Below are 17,068 nucleotides of genomic sequence, written 5' to 3' on the forward strand. Positions count from 1 at the left end.
GCCCCCGCCGGTCGCTGAGTGCAGCCCTGGGCCGTACATCGTCTTCTTCGAATGGGACAAGTCGGACATCACGCCTGACGCCGCCACCATTCTGGACAACGCGGTTTCGGCCTACAGCAACTGCGGCAGCGCCCAAGTCATGCTGGCGGGCTATGCGGACCGTTCGGGTTCGGCCTCGTACAACGTCGGCCTGTCGCAGCGCCGTGCTGACGCGGTCAAGGCCTACATGGCTTCGAAGGGCATCCCCGATGGCGTGATGACGACCCAGGCGTTCGGTGAATCGAACCCCCGCGTCGAAACCGCCGACGGTGTGCGCGAACTTCAGAACCGTCGCGTGGAAATCACCTACGGTCCGGGTTCGGGTCAGTAAGGATTTTCCATCTTTCGAGATGGAAAGAGAAATGGGGGCCGGTCGAAAGACTGGCCCCTTTTTTCTTCATGGCGCGGCAGGTGCTGAACCGATGCCAGGGTTCCGTTCTCGCATTGCATGCATGCCAGCGCCGAGGCGGTGGTGACGCGGAAGCCCGGCCACGGCCGCCTGCGCAACAAAAGCGGATCTGGCCGCTTTAGCCTGAGAAGATCAATTTGGAGTGCAATCCCTCATGCAAAAATCCCTCCTAGCCTTAGTCTTGTCCTCAGCTTGCGCCTTGAACGCCTGTGCGACGCCGCAGAGCGAGAGTGCGCAAGGGGCCTCGCCCGCCGCATCTGCCACGGCTGTTCTGCTGGCGGGTGACGGATCGCCGCGCGGTGAGGCGAGCGTGACGGAGGCCGCTGACGGCCTGCATGTGACGATCAATGCCACAGGCCTGACCCCCGGCATACATGCAGTCCATGTCCATGGAACCGGCGTTTGCACGCCGCCCGACTTCACCAGTGCAGGCGGGCATTGGAACCCGACGGGCCGCCAGCATGGCAAGGACAATCCGGCAGGCATGCATATGGGAGACATGCCCAACATGCTCGCGGGCGCTGACGGTTCCGGGCAGATGGAATATGTCATTCCTGGCGCAATGCTTCGCAGCGGTTCGACGCCATTGCTGGACGCGGACGGCGCGGCGATCGTGATCCACGCTCAGGCCGATGATAATAAGAGCGATCCTGCGGGCAATGCTGGCGGCCGGGTGGCGTGCGGCGTCGTTTCCGCGGGCTGAGCTGGCCTGATCTCTTTTCGCCGGGATGGCCGGGCGCTGCTTTCCGGCAGAGCAGCCCGGCCCATTCGTGCGGGGAGGGTGCTACCCAGAAATGTATCTGATCCAGATCCCGCACGAGTGTTTTCGCGCACGAGACAAGGGGTCCGTGAGAGAGATGGGAACTGGGTTTCTGCCTGCGCAGGAACATGGCATCGATCAACGCGCGGCTGGACTTGCGCTATATCTCCGCCGGTGTGGCGCGGTAGATGGCCGCCTGATGATAGATCGCGCCCGATTGGCCCAGGTGGCTTTCGAACAGTGCGAAACTGTCGACCGAAAAAGGCGGGCTGGTAAGTCCGGCGTTCAGTTCCATGAAGGATTGGGTGGAACCCGCGTCCCGGCCCAAACGCGCGAGCGTGATGTGCGGCAGAAAGGCGCGCTCCTCCGGAGGAAGACCCGCGCGAACGCATGCCCGGTCGACCTTGCGCTGCAACTGAGCGAGCGGTTCTCGTGGCTGCACCGCCGCCCAGATCGTGTTCACCCTGCCTTTTCGTTCAAATTGGCCCAGACCGGCAAGGGCAATGGAAAAGGAACCAAAGCGCACTGAATCAAGCGCATCGGCCAGGTCCTGAGCCTGATGCGGGCCAACTTCTCCGGCAAATCGCAGCGTCAGATGGAGCTGATCGTCATCCTGCCAGCGCGCGCCGGGCACATTGCCGGGAAGGGACAGCAGCCGCGCCCGAATTTCGGCGGGCGGGCGGATGGCAATGAACAGCCGGTGCATGCCGATCATATAGGATGGGTGCGGCGCTACGCCAGAACTTCGCTCCATGCTTGAACTGCGAGCCATATGCGCCGATAATGGAATGACCGGCGGAAGATCGCCCGGCAAAGGAGATTAACCCATGGCCAATTGGTCTGATCCCCGCTCGAACATTGCGGGCCTTGGCGGCACGACGGTTGCGCGAGGGGAGGCGTTCGACGCTGGCCTGCGCAGCTACATGCTGTCCGTCTATAATTATATGGCGAGCGGCGTGCTGCTGACCGGCATCGTCGCGCTGCTGTTTTCCTGGGGCGGGATGAGCTCGCCCGCGGCGCAGATCCTGTTGCAGCCGGGCATCCTGAAATATGTCATCATGTTTTCGCCCCTGCTGTTCGTGATGGTGTTGAGCTTTGGCATCAACAAGCTGTCGACGCCTGCGGCCCAGGCCATTTACTGGGCCTATGCGGGGGTAATGGGGCTTTCGCTGTCGTCCATCTTCCTGATGTATACGCAGACGTCGATCGCACAGACCTTCTTCGCGACCGCCGCGGCGTTCGCGGGTCTCAGCCTGTGGGGCTATACGACGAAGAAAGACCTTTCGGGGTTTGGCACTTTCCTGATCATGGGTGTCGTCGGCCTGCTGGTCGCTTCGCTCATCAACCTGTTCATGCGGTCCAGCGCGATGGACATGGTGATCAGCTTTATCGGCGTGCTGCTGTTTGCCGGGCTGACCGCTTATGACACGCAGAAGATCAAGAGCATCTACGCGCATGTCGCGGGCACGGACATGATGGGCAAGTCGGTGGTGATGGGGGCGCTCAGCCTTTACCTCGACTTCATCAATATGTTCCTGTTCCTGCTGCGCTTCATGGGCAATCGCGAATGATCGCCTGACAGCGGAACCATATGGTGAGGCCCGGCGGGTGTTCCGCCGGGCCTTTTCTTATGCGGGCCTTTGCATCTGGGCGATCAGGGCGTTGTCGAGTTCCTTTTGCCGTTTGTAAGCCGGGCGCTCCCGCAGCCGCGCTGCATAGGCCTCGAAGGCTGGCCGCGAAGGCATGGTGCCGAAGGTCAGGCCCCAATCCACCTGTGAACCGGCATAGACGTCAGCGGCGGTGAACTGATCGCCGCAAATCCATTGCTCGCCCGAAACCGCCTGCTCCAGCGCATTGATCATGTGATCGAAGCTGCCATAGCCGATGGTGCGTTCGCGCCCTTCGGGTACGGACAGTCCCAACGCCTTGTTGGACACGGCGGCCTCCACCGGACCAGCGGCGAAGAACATCCAGCGATAATAGTCGGCACGTTCGGCGAGAGGCGGAGCCAGTCCCGCGTTCGGGAAGGCATCGGCCAGATAGGCGCAGATGGCGGCGGCCTCGGTCACTACTTTGCCTTTATGCACGATGGCGGGGACCTTGCCCATCGGGTTGATGGCGAGATAATCCGCCGCCTTCATCGCGGGACCATAGTCCAGGATGATCATTTCATAAGGCTGGCCAACCTCTTCCAGCATCCAGCGGGCAATCTGTCCGCGCGACATGGGGTTGGTGTAGAAGGTGATGTCGGCCGCCATCGGGGTACTCCCTGTTGTGGTGTGGGATCGGGCCGTCATCCTATCAGCAGGGCGCGGGCAATCCAATGTGGTCGAGACTTGCTCCAGCCATCGCAGGAGCACGGCTTTGGTCTGGGACGGCTTCTGACCTTCGCATGGGTTGCGACGATGATCGCGCTCATGAAAAAGGGCGGCCCAAGCAGGCCGCCCTCAATCTTTCACATGGCGGAAGGACTTACTTCGCCGGTTCGGCAGGCTTGGCCCGGCCACCCTTTTTGCCCTTTTTGGGGGCGGCGGGGGTGATCTCGAAGGCGAGGGCGTCGTCCTTGAAGCGGACATGGACCTCGCCGCCGTGGACGAGCTTGCCGAACAGCAGTTCCTCGGCCAGCGGCTGCTTGATCTTCTCCTGCATCAGACGGCCCATCGGGCGGGCGCCATAGAGCTTGTCATAGCCCTTCTTGGTCAGCCATGCCTTGGCCTCGTCATCCAGCGTGATGTGAACGTCGCGATCGGCGAGCTGAAGTTCAAGCTGAAGCACGAACTTGTCGATGACCCGCGCCACGATTTCCGGCGGCAGATAGCCGAAGGGCACAATGGCATCGAGACGGTTGCGGAATTCCGGGGTGAAGAGTTTCTTCACCGCATCCTCCTGCACATCGTCGCGGGTCAATTCGCCAAAGCCGATGCTTTCCTTTGCCATGTCCGACGCACCGGCATTGGTGGTCATGATGAGGATGGTGTTGCGGAAATCCACCGTCTTGCCGTGGTGATCGGTCAGGCGGCCATTGTCCATCACCTGGAGCAGGATGTTGAACAGGTCCGGATGCGCCTTTTCGATCTCGTCCAGCAGCAGGACGCTGTGCGGATTCTGGTCCACCGCATCGGTCAGCAGCCCGCCCTGATCATAGCCGACATAGCCCGGAGGCGCGCCGATCAGGCGGCTGACCGAGTGGCGTTCCATATATTCCGACATATCGAACCGCTGGAGCGGAATGCCGAGCAGGTTCGCCAGTTGCCGTGCAACCTCCGTCTTGCCGACGCCGGTGGGGCCGGAAAAGAGATAGTTGCCGATCGGCTTGTCGGGGTCGCGCAGCCCCGCCCGCGACAGCTTGATCGCGGAGGACAGCACCTCGATGGCCCGGTTCTGGCCGAAGACGACGCGCTTCAAATCCGTGTCGAGCGTTTCGAGGACCGACTTGTCGTCGGCCGAGACGGTCTTGGGAGGGATGCGCGCCATGGTGGCGATCACCGCTTCGATCTCCCTGGGGGTGATCGTTTTCTTGCGCTTCGAAGGCACCACCAGCATCTGCATCGCGCCGACCTCGTCGATCACATCGATCGCCTTGTCCGGCAGCTTGCGGTCGTTGATGTAGCGCGCCGAAAGCTCCACCGCCGCCTTGATCGCGTCGGGGGTGTATTTGACGTTGTGATGCTCCTCAAAGGCGCTGCGCAGCCCGGCGAGAATCTTGATCGTGTCCTCGACCGTGGGTTCGTTCACGTCGATCTTCTGGAACCGGCGCAGCAGGGCGCGGTCCTTCTCGAAATGGTTGCGGAATTCCTTGTAGGTGGTCGAACCGATGCAACGGATCGTGCCGCCCGACAAAGCGGGTTTCAGGAGGTTCGACGCATCCATTGCGCCACCTGAGGTCGCGCCCGCGCCGATGACGGTGTGGATCTCGTCGATGAAGAGAACCGCGTGCGGCATCTTTTCAAGCTCGGTGACAACCGCCTTCAGGCGCTCCTCGAAGTCGCCGCGATAACGGGTGCCCGCCAGCAGCGCGCCCATGTCGAGCGAGTAGATCACCGCTTCCTTGAGCACGTCAGGGACTTCGCCCTCGACGATCTTGCGCGCCAGCCCCTCCGCAATCGCGGTCTTGCCCACGCCCGGATCGCCCACATAGAGCGGGTTGTTCTTGGACCTGCGGCACAGGATCTGGATCGTCCGGTCGACTTCGGCCGCGCGGCCGATCAGCGGGTCAACCTTGCCCCGCATCGCCTTCTCATTGAGGTTGACCGTGAACTGCTCCAAGGCACTGTCCTTTTTGCCCTTGCTGTCCTGCGCCTTCTTTTCCTCTTCCTGAGCGCCCTTGGTCTCGCGGGTTTCGGGCGCGGAGGTGCCCTTGCCCACGCCGTGGCTGATGTAGCTCACGGCATCCAGGCGGCTCATGTCCTGTTGCTGGAGGAAGTAGACGGCGTAGCTTTCCCTCTCGGAGAAAAGCGCGACGAGCACATTGGCTCCCGTCACTTCATCCTTTCCAGAGGATTGAACGTGCAGGATCGCGCGCTGGACGACGCGCTGGAAGCCGCTGGTGGGCGAAGGGTCGCTCGCGCCCTCAACTTTCAGGCTGTCCAGCTCGCTGTCGAGATATTGGGTGACGGCGTCGCCCAGTTCGCCAAGCTCCACGCCGCATGCCTGCATCACCTTCGACGCATGCTCGTCGTCGATCAAGGCGAGCAGCAGATGTTCGAGCGTCGCATATTCATGGCGGCGCTCCGACGCATGCGTCAGCGCATTGTGCAGGGTGGTTTCAAGGGCGGGTGCGAAAGATGGCATTTCTATTCTACTCCTGAGCCCGCAAGAGGGGCTGTCTTGAACCATATGTCGGCATTGCTCGACGGCGGATCAAGGAGGGGTCCCTGATCGCCGGAATTGCCAGACTGCCCGTGCCCGGTGAAACCCTTGTCAGGGCCGCAGGGGGCGGGGCGCGGGTTCATCGCTTGAATAACGCCTCGGCACTTGCCTTATGGTTAACGGCGCTTTCAATCTTTGATCGGGTTCGAACTATCTCACCCTCAAGCGCCTTTATGCGCGCTTCCAGATCGGCAACGGACATCGGGCCCAGATCCTGTCGGAGCAGTTGGGCCAGCGGATCATCAGCCCGGCGGGCAAGATCGTCATCCACGTCCATGACACCAATGTTGACCGCCCAATCCAGTCTGTCAATAAGGCGCTGACGCCGTTTATCGAAAGCGGCAGCGCAATAATGCTTGGGGGCGGGCCAGGATGGCGGTTGAAGACGGACTTCCCGGAGAGATGAACGCCATTGCGGTGCCCAAGCCCGGCGGCCCCGAAGCGCTGGTGATGGAGCGGCGGCCTGTTCCGCGCCCTGGTCCCGGCGAAGTGCTGATCCGGGTCGCAGCGGCGGGCGTCAACCGGCCGGACGTGTTACAGCGGCTGGGCAAATATCCGCCGCCGCCCGGCGTGACCGACATCCCCGGGCTGGAGGTCGCTGGCATCATCGCCGCCGCCGGAGATGATACCGGCCTTGCGCTTGGCCAGCGGGTCTGCGCCCTCCTGCCGGGCGGCGGCTATGCGGAATATGCCGTCGCGCCAGCCGGGCAGTGCCTGCCGGTGCCGGAAGGATACGACATCGCGGAGGCTGCCGCCCTCCCCGAAACCCTCTTTACCGTGTGGACCAACCTGTTCGAGCGGGCCTATGTGGTGAACGGCGACACCGTGCTGGTCCATGGCGGCACGAGCGGCATCGGCACCATGGCCATTTCGCTCTGCCGCCTGTTCGACATCAGCATCATCGTGACCTGCGGCAGCGATGCCAAGTGCGAACAGGCTTTGAGCTGGGGCGCGCATCATGCCGTCAATTACCGGACGCAGGATTTCGTGGCGGAGGTCAGCCGCATCACTGGTGGTCAGGGCGTTCAGGCCGTGCTGGACATGGTCGGCGGCGACTATGTGCCGCGCAACCTGCAATGCCTGGCCGAAGATGGGCGGCATGTGTCCATTGCCGTGCTGGGCGGCGCGAAGGCCAGCATCTTCATCCCCGAAGTCATGACGAAACGCCTGACGCTGACCGGATCGACCCTGCGGCCCCGATCGGCTGCGTTCAAGAGCCTGGTCGCGGATGAGTTGAGGCAGGTCGTCTGGCATTTCGTGGAAGAGGGCAAGCTGCGCCCGGCGATGGACATGCGCTTTCCTTTGGCGGATGCCGCCAGGGCGCATGCGCGCATGGATGCGGGCGAGCATTTCGGCAAGATCGTGCTGACGGTCTCCTGATCCGGGCTGTAGTCATAGCGTCATAATCAGTGCGAGATTGTAACATTGGCTAGCTAGAAATCCGTCCTGAGGACAACAGCTCCGAAGGCCGCATCATGAATGCCATCACGCGCTTGCCCTTCCTTGCCGACATGGAGGACGGGGCCGATCGCCCGGTCATCCCCGAGCGGGAGGGGCAGCGGCGGCGCTACCGCACCATCTGGATTTCCGACATCCATCTTGGCACCCGCGGGTGCAATGCGAAGATGCTGATCGACTTCCTCGACAGCGTGGACAGCGATATCATGTATCTGGTCGGCGATATCATAGATGGCTGGCGGCTGAAGCGGCGCTTCTACTGGCCTGCCGCCCACAATGATGTCGTCTGGCGCGTGATGAAGCGCGCCAAGCGGGGCACGCGGGTCATCTATATCCCCGGCAATCATGACGAGATGTTCCGGCAGTTCACCGGACTCAGCTTCGGCGGGGTGGAAATCCGGCGCAAGGCGATCCATGAGACCGCTGACGGCCGCAAGCTGCTGGTGCTGCATGGGGACGAGTTCGACACGATCATGCTCGCCCATCGCTGGCTCGCCTTTGTGGGGGACGCCGCCTATTCGATGCTGATGCGTCTCAATGTGGTGGTCAATGCCGTGCGCCAGCGCATGGGGCTGCCCTATTGGTCGCTGTCCAAGATCGCCAAGCACAAGGTCAAGAATGCGGTCGAGTTCATCTCCCGCTTCGAGGAAGTGGTGGCGCATGAGGCCGGAACGCGCGGGGTCGATGGGGTCGTGTGCGGGCATATCCACAATGCCGAGATGCGCGAGATTGCCGGCGTCGAATATTATAATGACGGTGATTGGGTGGAAGGATGCACCGCGCTGGTGGAGCATTTCGACGGGCGGATGGAGATATTGCACTGGGCCGATGAAATAGCTGCGCGCGACACGGGCCAGCCCGCCCGCATCGCCGCGTGACGGACCGGCTGATGCGCATTGTCATCGTGACCGACGCATGGTCCCCGCAGGTCAATGGCGTCGTGCGAACCTTGTTGACGATCAGGGGCGTGCTGGAAAGCATGGGGCATGTTGTCGAGGTGGTCTCACCCGACCTCTATGCCTCCTTTCCCTGTCCCACATACCCGGAAATCCGGCTGGCGTTCGTCCGCTCAAGCGTGATCGGCAAGGCGATAGCGCAGTTCCGGCCCGACGCGGTGCACCTGGCGACGGAAGGGCCGCTATGCCTTGCCGCGCGGCGCTGGTGCCTGCGGTCGGGCGTGCCGTTCACCACGGCCTATCACACGCATTTTCCCGACTATGTGTCGCGCCGCACCGGCCTGCCTGCCGCATGGTTCTGGCGCTATATCCGATGGTTCCACGGGCCCGCGCGCGCGGTGCTCGTATCCACCCGGTCGGTGCGGCAGCAGTTGCGGGCGCACGGCATTGCCCAGGTCCGCAGATGGGGGCGGGGCGTGGACCTGAACGCCTTTTCGCCCGATGCCGCGCCGCCGCCTTTGTTCGCCGATCTGCCCCGGCCGATCATGCTGTCCGTCGGCCGCGTCGCGATCGAGAAGAATCTGGAAGCCTTCCTTGCCTGCGATCATCCGGGCAGCAAGGTCGTGGTGGGCGACGGCCCCGCGCGCGCGGCGCTGGAGCGGGCCTATCCCGATGCGCATTTCCTTGGTCCCCTGTTCGGCGCTGAACTGGCGGGGGCCTATGCGGGCGCGGACCTGTTCGTCTTTCCCAGCCGGACCGACACGTTCGGGCTGGTGATGATCGAGGCGCTGGCCTGCGGCACTCCGGTGGCCGCCTACCCAGTGCCGGGCCCTCTGGACATAGTGACCCCTGAAAGCGGCGCCCTGTCCGAAACGCTGGAACAGGCGATCGCGGCAGCCTTGCAGTGCGACAGGGACGACTGCGCCGCCTATGGGCAAAGTTTCAGTTGGGAGCGCAGCGCGCGGGAGTTTCTGACCGGCCTTCATTGCATCGGCTCCACAATGGCGGGGAAGGCGGCCTGACGCTTTTCCTTGCCCGCCGCCGCGTCATGCATTATCTCTGCACGGGCGTGGCCGCCCTGCTTGGGCGGCCCTTGTCATTTTTAGTGCCGGAGAAGTCCCCGTGTCCCAGCCTCTCATGCCCCATGCGACAGCCAGCTGGCTGGTCGACAACACCGCGCTGAGCTTCGATCAGATCGCGGAATTTTGCGGGCTTCACATCCTGGAAGTGCAGGCGATCGCCGACGATACCGCCGGTACGAAATATACCGGCCGCGATCCGGTGCGCGCCCATGAAATCACCATGGAGGAAATCCACAAGGGCGAAGCGAACCCGGACTACCGGCTCAAGATGCTGAAAGGCCCGGAACCCGTTCGCCGTACCAAGGGGCCGCGCTACACGCCGGTGTCGAAGCGGCAGGACAAGCCCGATGGCATCGCCTGGATCCTGCGCAACCACCCGGAGATTTCGGACGGCGCGATCGGCAAGCTGATCGGCACCACCCGCACGACGATCGCGGCGATCCGCGACCGGACGCATTGGAACATCGCCAACATCGTGCCGAAGGACCCTGTGACGCTGGGCCTCTGTTCGCAGCGTGAGCTTGACGCCCTGGTGTCGAAGGCGGCGAAGAAGGCGGGCATCGAAGCACCGGCGGACTCGCGTCTGGACGGCGATCGCGAGGCGCTGATCGCCGAACTGCGCCGGGAGCGTGAAGATGCCGCCCAGCGCGCCGAAGAGGCGTTGAAAAGCGAGTCCGAACTGATTTCCGGCGCCGCAAAAATCCTGGACCCGTTCAGCGACAACAAGGGCCATGTCTGATTGACATGGCGCTGCCAGTCCAGTCACCTCCCTGCTTTACGCTTGCGTAAAGCAGGGAGGTGACTTACTCCTGTTTCCATGGAGAGCAGCGAAGAGGTCTGGCGAGACCATTATAATCATCCTGCGCCGTGGGATCAGTCGTTTCCGCCGATGTCGATGGTGGACATGGTCGTCAACAGCGCCGCGGCCAACCCCGATGGGGTGATGATCGATTTCCTGGGCCGCAGGACAAGCTATGGCGAAATGCTGGACGTCATCCGGCGCGTGGCCAAGGGCTTGCAGCATCTGGGCGTGGGGAAGGGCGATCGCGTAGGCCTGTTCCTGCCCAACGTCCCGCATTATGTCGCTGCCTATTACGGCGCGACGATGGCCGGTGCCACGGTTGTCAATTTCTCCCCGCTCTATACCGCTGCCGAGCTTGAGCATCAGGTCGAGGACAGCGGCACCAAAATACTCTTCACCCTGTCGGCCAAGGCGCTGCTGCCCACCGCGCAGGAGGTGCTGGACAATAGCAGCCTTGAACGCCTGGTCGTCGGCTGCGTGGCGGAGGCGCTGCCGCCCGCCAAGTCGGTGCTGTTCCGCATCTTTAAGCGGTCCGAGACGGCGGCGGTCCCTCATGATCCGCGCATCACCAGCTATGCGAACCTGCTGCGTCATGGCGATGATCCAGCGGCAGTGACGATCGATCCAATGGAGGATGTCGCCCTTCTCCAATATACCGGCGGCACCACCGGGCGGCCCAAGGGGGCGATGCTGACCCATCAGAATCTGACCGCCAACGCGCGGCAGGTCCGGCTGATCGATCCGCACCCGGAAGCGCCCGACCGCATATTGGCCGTGCTGCCCTTCTTCCATGTCTTCGCCAACACATGCGTGCTTAACCGCACGGTGCTGAATGGCGGCGAGATGGTGATGCTGCCCCGGTTCGAGGCGGTGCAGGTGCTGGCGGCGCTGCAACGGACGAAGGCGACATCGCTGCCCGGCGTGCCTACCATGTATCAGGCGCTGCTCGACCATCCCGCCACGCCGAACATAGACTTTTCCTCGCTCCGCCTGTGCATCTCCGGTGGCGCGCCCCTGCCGTTGGAACTGAAGCAGCGGTTCGAGGCCGTGACGGGCGCGAAGCTGTGCGAAGGCTATGGCCTGACGGAAAGCAGCCCGGTGGTCTGCTCCAATCCCTATGAGGGGTTGAACAAGCCGGGCACCGTTGGCCAGCCCGTTCCGGGCACGCGCGTGAAGCTGGTGGATCGGGAAGACCCCGCCAAGCCGCCGCCGCCGGGCGAGCCGGGGGAACTGGTCTTTGCCGGACCGCAGATCATGAAGGGCTATTGGCGGCGGCCCGATGCCGACAAGGAAGTGTTTCTGGACGGCGGCTGGCTGCGCACGGGCGACGTCGGGATCATCGATGACGAAGGCTATGTGAAGATCGTCGATCGCCTAAAGGACATGATCTCCGTCGGCGGGTTCAAGGTGTTTCCGAGCGAGGTCGAAGCGATCCTCTATCATCACCCCGCCGTGAAGGAGGCGCTGGTGATCGGCATTCCCGATGCCTATCGCGGCGAATGTCCCAAGGCTTTCGTCACCTTGCAGGACGGCGCGCAGATCGACGGCGAAGCGCTCAAGCAATGGCTTAACCCGCAGCTTGGCAAGCATGAAAAGGTGAGCGAGGTCGAAGTGCGGCTGACCCTGCCGAAGACGCTTGTCGGCAAATTGTCGCGCAAGGAACTCGTCGCGGAGGAACGGGCCAAGGCAGACGCGCTGCTCAGCCGGTCTGGAAGCGTGGCCTGACCCTTCCTATCTTGGCTGCCGATCAGGAAAAGGAATGGTGATGGCGACGGAAATCGCGACCCTGGCGGGCGGCTGCTTCTGGTGCACGGAAGCCGTGTATCAGAACCTCAAGGGCGTTCAGTCGGTCGAAAGCGGCTATATCGGTGGGGCGAAGCCCAATCCGACCTATGAACAGGTCTGTTCAGGCACGACCGGCCATGCCGAAGCGATCCGCATAACCTATGATCCTGCGGTTATAAGCTATGCCGATCTGCTCGACATCTTCTTCGCCACGCATGATCCGACGACGTTGAACCGGCAAGGGAATGATGTGGGAACGCAATATCGATCCGCCATCTTCCCGCATTCCGCCGCGCAGGAGGCTGAGGCACGGGCGGCGATCGGCCGGGCGCAGGCCGGTCATGCCCAGCCCATCGTCACGGCCATAGAGCCGGACGCGCCCTGGTATCCGGCCGAAGATTATCATCAGAAATATTGGGAGCGGGTGGGCGACCGCAATCCCTATTGCGTGGCCACCATTCCCCCCAAGCTCGCCAAATTGCGCAAGGGATTTGCCGATCGGGTGGAAAGCTGATCATGTGCCGATCGGCGCCAGCGGCTTAGGCTGCGGTTCATCTCGCCCATGCTATGGGCCGGTGCCTGAAACGGGGGAATGAGCGATGCGGAACATCTGCCTTATAAGCGCGCCGGTGGCGATGCTGCTGTTGCCGGGATGCATCGCCAAGACTGCTCTGGATGTCGCCACCCTGCCGGTCCGGGCTGGCGCGCAGGCGGCGGACTGGGCGACCACCAGCCAGGAAGAGTCGGACCGCAACTATGGCCGCCGCATGCGCAAGCAGGAAGCGCAGGAAGCGCGCGAACGCAAGAAGGCGGAAGAACAACGCCGCCGCGAATGCCGCCGCGCTGGTTATGACAATTGCTGAATGGATCGAGAGTGATGGCGAGCCTTGGTTCAATCGCCTGCCACAGGCTCAATCGTGGTCCCGTGCAGGAACGCCTTGCCGCTTTCACGTTAATCAGAGCTGGTTTCCAGCTCGCATCTTCTTACATCGAAACTCCCGCCGTTCGGGCTCAGGATGAGCGTATATCTCAGCCACCGCCCAAAAAAAACGTCAGGCAGCCGCCCTGCGCAGCCTGTCATTGATCGCCGCCCCAATGCCTTCATCAGGAATAGGCGCAACCGCGATCCTCTTCGCCGCGCTTGCATCGGCCAGATGCAGCATCGCGAAAAGGTTCGCCGCCGCTTCCTGAATGTCCGCGTCCACGCTGAGGTTCATGTGGCAGGGCATCAGGCCGAAGCCGATCAGATATTCGTCCTTTTCGGCATTCAAGGCGTTGAGCCGTACCGGCTTGGACGGCGCATAATGGCTTTCCAGCTGGCCCGGCGCTTCGATCTTCGCGCCGGTCCCGATGATCACCGGCAGTCCCGCTGCCTCCTCCAGCATGGCGGCGGTGACCGGACCGGGACGCAGGAGGCGGACGCAGTCCTGTTCGGGCGCGGCGATGGTCGATTCCAGTCCCTCGCTCGTCGGGCCTTCATCCAGGATCAGGCGGATCTTGCCATTCAGGCTGGCGAGCACATGCTCGGCGCGCGTGGGACTGATCGACCCGCTGCGATTGGCTGACGGCGCGGCCAGCGGACGCCCGCTCTCCCGGATCAGCGCCCGCATCGCGGGGTGGGCAGGCAAGCGCAGCGCCACAGTCAGAAGTCCGGCCATGACCAGAGGGGACAGCCCGCTATCTTCACGAACCGGCAGAACGAGAGTAAGCGCTCCGGGCCAGAAGCGGCTGGCGAGTTTTTCAGCCGCCGGGGAAAATATGGCCAGGCTTTGCGCCATGTCCTTATCAGCGACATGGACGATCAGCGGGTTGAAGCTGGGCCGTCCCTTGGCCCCATAAATGGCGGCGACAGCATTGGAGTCCGTCGCATCGGCCGCCAGTCCGTAAACCGTTTCCGTGGGGACCGCGACGGGCTCACCGGCACGGATCAGTAATGCCGCCTCGCGCAGCGCTTCCGCGCCATAGCGGCAGATCCTGGTGGAAAAGACTGGATTTGGGATGGTCACGACCCCCGCGATATAAGCCCCCCTTTCATCGAGTAAAAGTCCATTACTACAGAAGAATGACAGCGCGGCCGCGCTTGCCCGGTCCTTGCGCCGCCGCTAAGCCGACGCCATGAATGACGCCCTTCTGACCCGCATTGCCGAGGCGCTGGAGCGGATCGCTCCGCCGCCATCGTCCAGCGCCGATCTCGCCGCAGCCCCCGCCTATGTCTGGAACGGCGCAGTGATCAGCGCCGTGGAAGAGTTCAACCCGGTCGATTATGCGCTACTGACCGGCATCGACGCGCAAAAGCAGACGCTGCTGGAAAATACGCGCCGTCATGCCGCTGGCCATGCCGCGCATGACGTGCTGCTGTGGGGCGCGAGGGGGACCGGCAAGTCGGCCGTGGTCGCGGCGGTGGTCCGCAAGCTCCAGCAGGAAGGGCAGGATATCGCGCTGCTGCAATGCGCGATTGACGAGCTGGCGAGCCTTCCGCGCCTCTTTTCCATCCTCAGGGATACGGCGAGGCCCTTCATCCTCTTCCTTGACGATCTGGGCTTTGATGAAAATGGCGTGGGTGACGCGCGATCCCTGCGATCGCTGCTACAGGGCGGCACGGCGGCGCGGCCCGCCAATGTGCGGCTCTATGTGACGTCTAACCGCCGTCATATCGTGCCCCGGCATCTTTCGGAGCAGGACGATCCCGTCAACCCGCGCGACGTTGTGGATGACAAGATGGCGCTTTCGGACCGCTTCGGCCTTAGCCTTGGCTTTCATGCGATCGACCAGCAGGCTTATGTCGATATCGTTTCCGGCTATGCCCAAAGCCTTGGCTTGAGCTTCGATCCGCTGGAAGCAATCCAGTGGGCGACGCAGCGGGGCAGCCGGTCCGGGCGCGTCGCCTGGCAATATGTGGTCGAACTGGCTGGCCGGAGCGGCGTGGCCATCTGACGGGCATTCTCCGGCAAACGGGAAGGCGGGCGCGCCTTATCTGGCGCTCGCCACCCGCCACACGATTCCCCCCACGTCATCTGTCACCAGCAGCGCACCCTTGGCGTCGGCTGTGACGTCCACGGGGCGTCCGCGCGCATTTCCGTCCGCATCAAGGAAGCCGGTCAGCACATCGACCGGCTTGGCGCGACTGGCCTCGCCATTGCTGGCGAAGGGGACGAAGACGACCTTGTACCCTGCGGCGGGCTTGCGGTTCCAGCTGCCGTGCAGGCCCACGAACGCGCCATTCTGGAAGGGCGCGCCCAGCTTCACCTTAGCGGCGAATGTGAGGCCCAGCGGCGCGACATGGTTGCCAAGCGCATAATCCGGGCGCTTGGTATATTCACGCACTTCCGGCCGCTGCGGCTGCACCCGGCGATCCTCATAGCCGCCCCAATAATTCCACGGCCAGCCATAGAAGCCGCCAAATTCGATGCGGGTGAGATAATCCGGCACCAAATCGCTGCCCAGCATATCGCGCTCATTCACCACGCCCCAGAGCGCGCCGCTATTGGGCTCGAACGCCAATCCGACCGGATTGCGCAGGCCCGACGCGAAGATGCGATAGTCGCCGGTCTTCGGATTGACCTCCAGAACGGCGGCGCGGTTCGCTTCCTTATCCATCCCGTTTTCGGCGATATTGCTGTTCGATCCCACGCCGACATAGAGAAGGCCGGACGGCCCGGCGGCCAGGCTCTTGGTCCAATGCTGATTGGGCGCCTGCGCGGGCAGGTTCAATATCTTGCGCCCCTTCGCGGTGATGCGCGTCTCTCCCGCCTTGTAAGGGAAAGCCAGCAGGGCATCGGTATTGGCGACATACAGCGTATCGCCCACCAGCGCCATGCCATAGGGGGAATTCAGGCCTGTCAGAAAGGCCGTCCTCATTTCCGCCCGCCCGTCGCCATCAGCATCCCGCAGCAGCGTGATGCGGTTGGCCGACGGGACGCCAGCGCCCGCCTTGTCCATCAGGTAGGTCATGATGCGATCGACAATGCCCTCGGCCGGGCGCGGCGGGCTGTTCGTCTCGGCCACCAATATGTCGCCATTGGGAAGCGCCAGCATCGATCGCGGATGCGCCAGCCCCTCGGCAAAGCGGGCCACCGTCAGGCCCTTGGCGGGGACTGGCTTTTCATTGGCCTGCCAGCGAACGGCCTTCGCCACGTTGATCGTCGGGAAGATCTCGCTGCGGGGCGAAGTGAAGACCGGCTCCCGTCCCGTGTCCGCTCCCGCCGCCAGCTTCGCCGTGTCTCCTCGTGCGAAGTAGAAGATGGCGCCCGCGATGATGAGCAGCACGATCAGGGTGATGGCGATCAGATGTTTTTTCATGCCATCCTGTTTAGGATGCGATCCATCGGCCCGCAAGGATCGGAGCGGCGCCCCTAAGCTATTGGCGGCGCTCCCGCAGCCACAGCAGCAATGCGATCAGCGCGCCAAGCGCTGCCCCGGCAAGCAGCCCGGCGCTCGGCTGTCCCATCAGGCCGCCCGCGATCGTGCCGCCCAGGATCAGGAACGCGATGATCGCGCCCGCGCCGGTGGGATTCTTCCTGTCTTTCCTCATCGTGCGCCTGCATTGCCATGGGGAGGGCGCGTGCGCCAGCGGCTTTCTTGCGCGTCATTTCGAAACAGGCGGCCGTCCCTCTGCGGGATGGATGTGCCAGAGAGGGACGTGGATAACGGCGCGTTCACCCTTCAATCCCGCAGCGAACGGGCGTGGCGGCGAAATGGCACGCCGATTGAATGGCTTATGTGGCAAGCGGGACGGAATGCGGGGTCACATGCAACTGCCATATCTTTCGGATCGAAAGAGCTTTGAGGATGCGGCGGAACTCATCGCGGCCTTTGGCGACAATGCCGGCTATGAGGCGTCGGCGCGTGCGGACAAAAGCCGCGACCTTGGCAACCACATTCATTTCTGCCGCTGGCGTCAGATCGAACGTCTGATCGTGCTGTTGAGGCAGGCCAAGCCGGTCGGCACGGTCCACTGACGGGCTGCGG

19 protein-coding genes are annotated in these 17,068 nt (G+C 63.2%); 12 read left to right on the plus strand and 7 right to left on the minus strand.

The window, feature by feature from the left end; all coding sequences use genetic code 11:
- The coding region (locus L288_RS31465) for an OmpA family protein (RefSeq protein ID WP_021238187.1) at positions 1–370 on the plus strand (370 nt) is incomplete at its 5' end.
- Positions 371–602: 232 nt separating this feature from the next.
- The gene (locus tag L288_RS0121550; protein ID WP_031304349.1) at positions 603–1,151 is read left to right on the plus strand and encodes a superoxide dismutase family protein; all 549 of its coding nucleotides are present in this window, start codon (positions 603–605) and stop codon (positions 1,149–1,151) included.
- Positions 1,152–1,368: 217 nt separating this feature from the next.
- Here the strand turns inward: L288_RS0121550 and thpR are convergent, their stop codons facing one another.
- A complete protein-coding gene (gene thpR / locus L288_RS31470) occupies positions 1,369–1,914 on the minus strand; it encodes an RNA 2',3'-cyclic phosphodiesterase (protein ID WP_030541496.1) in 546 nt (181 codons plus the stop codon).
- A gap of 121 nt (positions 1,915–2,035) precedes the next feature.
- Between thpR and L288_RS31475 the strand changes: the two genes are divergently transcribed.
- Entirely contained in the window at positions 2,036–2,779 is a 744-nt protein-coding gene (locus L288_RS31475) for a Bax inhibitor-1/YccA family protein (RefSeq protein ID WP_021238190.1), read from the plus strand.
- A gap of 57 nt (positions 2,780–2,836) precedes the next feature.
- On the opposite strand, the gene L288_RS31480 is transcribed toward L288_RS31475, so the two are convergent.
- From L288_RS31480 to L288_RS0121555, 3 genes are all read right to left on the minus strand, one after another.
- Positions 2,837–3,466, minus strand: a complete 630-nt coding sequence (locus tag L288_RS31480) for a glutathione S-transferase family protein (RefSeq protein ID WP_021238191.1) — start codon at positions 3,464–3,466, stop codon at positions 2,837–2,839.
- A gap of 214 nt (positions 3,467–3,680) precedes the next feature.
- Positions 3,681–5,999 (minus strand): ATP-dependent Clp protease ATP-binding subunit ClpA, encoded by a 2,319-nt coding sequence (gene clpA, locus L288_RS31485; RefSeq protein WP_021238192.1) that lies wholly within the window; start codon positions 5,997–5,999, stop codon positions 3,681–3,683.
- A gap of 157 nt (positions 6,000–6,156) precedes the next feature.
- Positions 6,157–6,354 carry a DUF1192 domain-containing protein gene (locus tag L288_RS0121555; protein WP_030541494.1) on the minus strand — a complete coding sequence of 66 codons (198 nt, stop codon included), beginning with the start codon at positions 6,352–6,354 and terminating at the stop codon, positions 6,157–6,159.
- Positions 6,355–6,449: 95 nt separating this feature from the next.
- Between L288_RS0121555 and L288_RS31490 the strand changes: the two genes are divergently transcribed.
- The 7 genes from L288_RS31490 (at position 6,450) to L288_RS31520 (ending at position 12,963) form a co-directional block, all read left to right on the plus strand.
- Positions 6,450–7,457: an NAD(P)H-quinone oxidoreductase gene (locus tag L288_RS31490; protein WP_031304351.1), complete on the plus strand. Its 1,008-nt coding sequence runs from the start codon at positions 6,450–6,452 to the stop codon at positions 7,455–7,457.
- Between the two features lie 95 nt (positions 7,458–7,552).
- Complete coding sequence (locus L288_RS31495) at positions 7,553–8,413, plus strand: UDP-2,3-diacylglucosamine diphosphatase (RefSeq protein ID WP_021238195.1); 861 nt, start codon at positions 7,553–7,555, stop codon at positions 8,411–8,413.
- 11 nt (positions 8,414–8,424) lie between these two features.
- Positions 8,425–9,453, plus strand: coding sequence for a glycosyltransferase family 4 protein (locus tag L288_RS31500; protein ID WP_021238196.1), 1,029 nt, complete (start codon positions 8,425–8,427; stop codon positions 9,451–9,453).
- Positions 9,454–9,568: 115 nt separating this feature from the next.
- Positions 9,569–10,252, plus strand: coding sequence for a DUF1013 domain-containing protein (locus L288_RS31505; RefSeq protein ID WP_021238197.1), 684 nt, complete (start codon positions 9,569–9,571; stop codon positions 10,250–10,252).
- Positions 10,253–10,330: 78 nt separating this feature from the next.
- Complete coding sequence (locus L288_RS31510; RefSeq protein WP_021238198.1) at positions 10,331–12,040, plus strand: long-chain-fatty-acid--CoA ligase; 1,710 nt, start codon at positions 10,331–10,333, stop codon at positions 12,038–12,040.
- A gap of 40 nt (positions 12,041–12,080) precedes the next feature.
- Positions 12,081–12,614 carry a peptide-methionine (S)-S-oxide reductase MsrA gene (gene msrA / locus L288_RS31515; RefSeq protein WP_030541488.1) on the plus strand — a complete coding sequence of 178 codons (534 nt, stop codon included), beginning with the start codon at positions 12,081–12,083 and terminating at the stop codon, positions 12,612–12,614.
- A gap of 85 nt (positions 12,615–12,699) precedes the next feature.
- Positions 12,700–12,963 carry a hypothetical protein gene (locus tag L288_RS31520; RefSeq protein WP_021238200.1) on the plus strand — a complete coding sequence of 88 codons (264 nt, stop codon included), beginning with the start codon at positions 12,700–12,702 and terminating at the stop codon, positions 12,961–12,963.
- Positions 12,964–13,152: 189 nt separating this feature from the next.
- Here L288_RS31520 and L288_RS31525 read toward each other — a convergent pair whose 3' ends face one another.
- Positions 13,153–14,106 (minus strand): L-threonylcarbamoyladenylate synthase, encoded by a 954-nt coding sequence (locus tag L288_RS31525; RefSeq protein WP_021238201.1) that lies wholly within the window; start codon positions 14,104–14,106, stop codon positions 13,153–13,155.
- Between the two features lie 109 nt (positions 14,107–14,215).
- On the opposite strand from L288_RS31525, the gene L288_RS31530 reads away from it, so the two are divergent.
- Entirely contained in the window at positions 14,216–15,034 is an 819-nt protein-coding gene (locus tag L288_RS31530; RefSeq protein WP_021238202.1) for an ATP-binding protein, read from the plus strand.
- A gap of 36 nt (positions 15,035–15,070) precedes the next feature.
- On the opposite strand, the gene L288_RS31535 is transcribed toward L288_RS31530, so the two are convergent.
- Both L288_RS31535 and L288_RS43640 read right to left on the minus strand, forming a co-directional pair.
- Positions 15,071–16,399, minus strand: coding sequence for a PQQ-dependent sugar dehydrogenase (locus tag L288_RS31535; RefSeq protein WP_021238203.1), 1,329 nt, complete (start codon positions 16,397–16,399; stop codon positions 15,071–15,073).
- A gap of 58 nt (positions 16,400–16,457) precedes the next feature.
- Positions 16,458–16,631, minus strand: a complete 174-nt coding sequence (locus L288_RS43640; RefSeq protein ID WP_021238204.1) for a hypothetical protein — start codon at positions 16,629–16,631, stop codon at positions 16,458–16,460.
- Between the two features lie 217 nt (positions 16,632–16,848).
- Between L288_RS43640 and L288_RS31540 the strand changes: the two genes are divergently transcribed.
- Positions 16,849–17,058, plus strand: coding sequence for a hypothetical protein (locus L288_RS31540; protein WP_021238205.1), 210 nt, complete (start codon positions 16,849–16,851; stop codon positions 17,056–17,058).
- Positions 17,059–17,068 lie beyond the last annotated feature (10 nt).

The sequence above is a fragment of the Sphingobium quisquiliarum P25 genome, assembly GCF_000445065.1.
Classification (GTDB): domain Bacteria; phylum Pseudomonadota; class Alphaproteobacteria; order Sphingomonadales; family Sphingomonadaceae; genus Sphingobium; species Sphingobium quisquiliarum.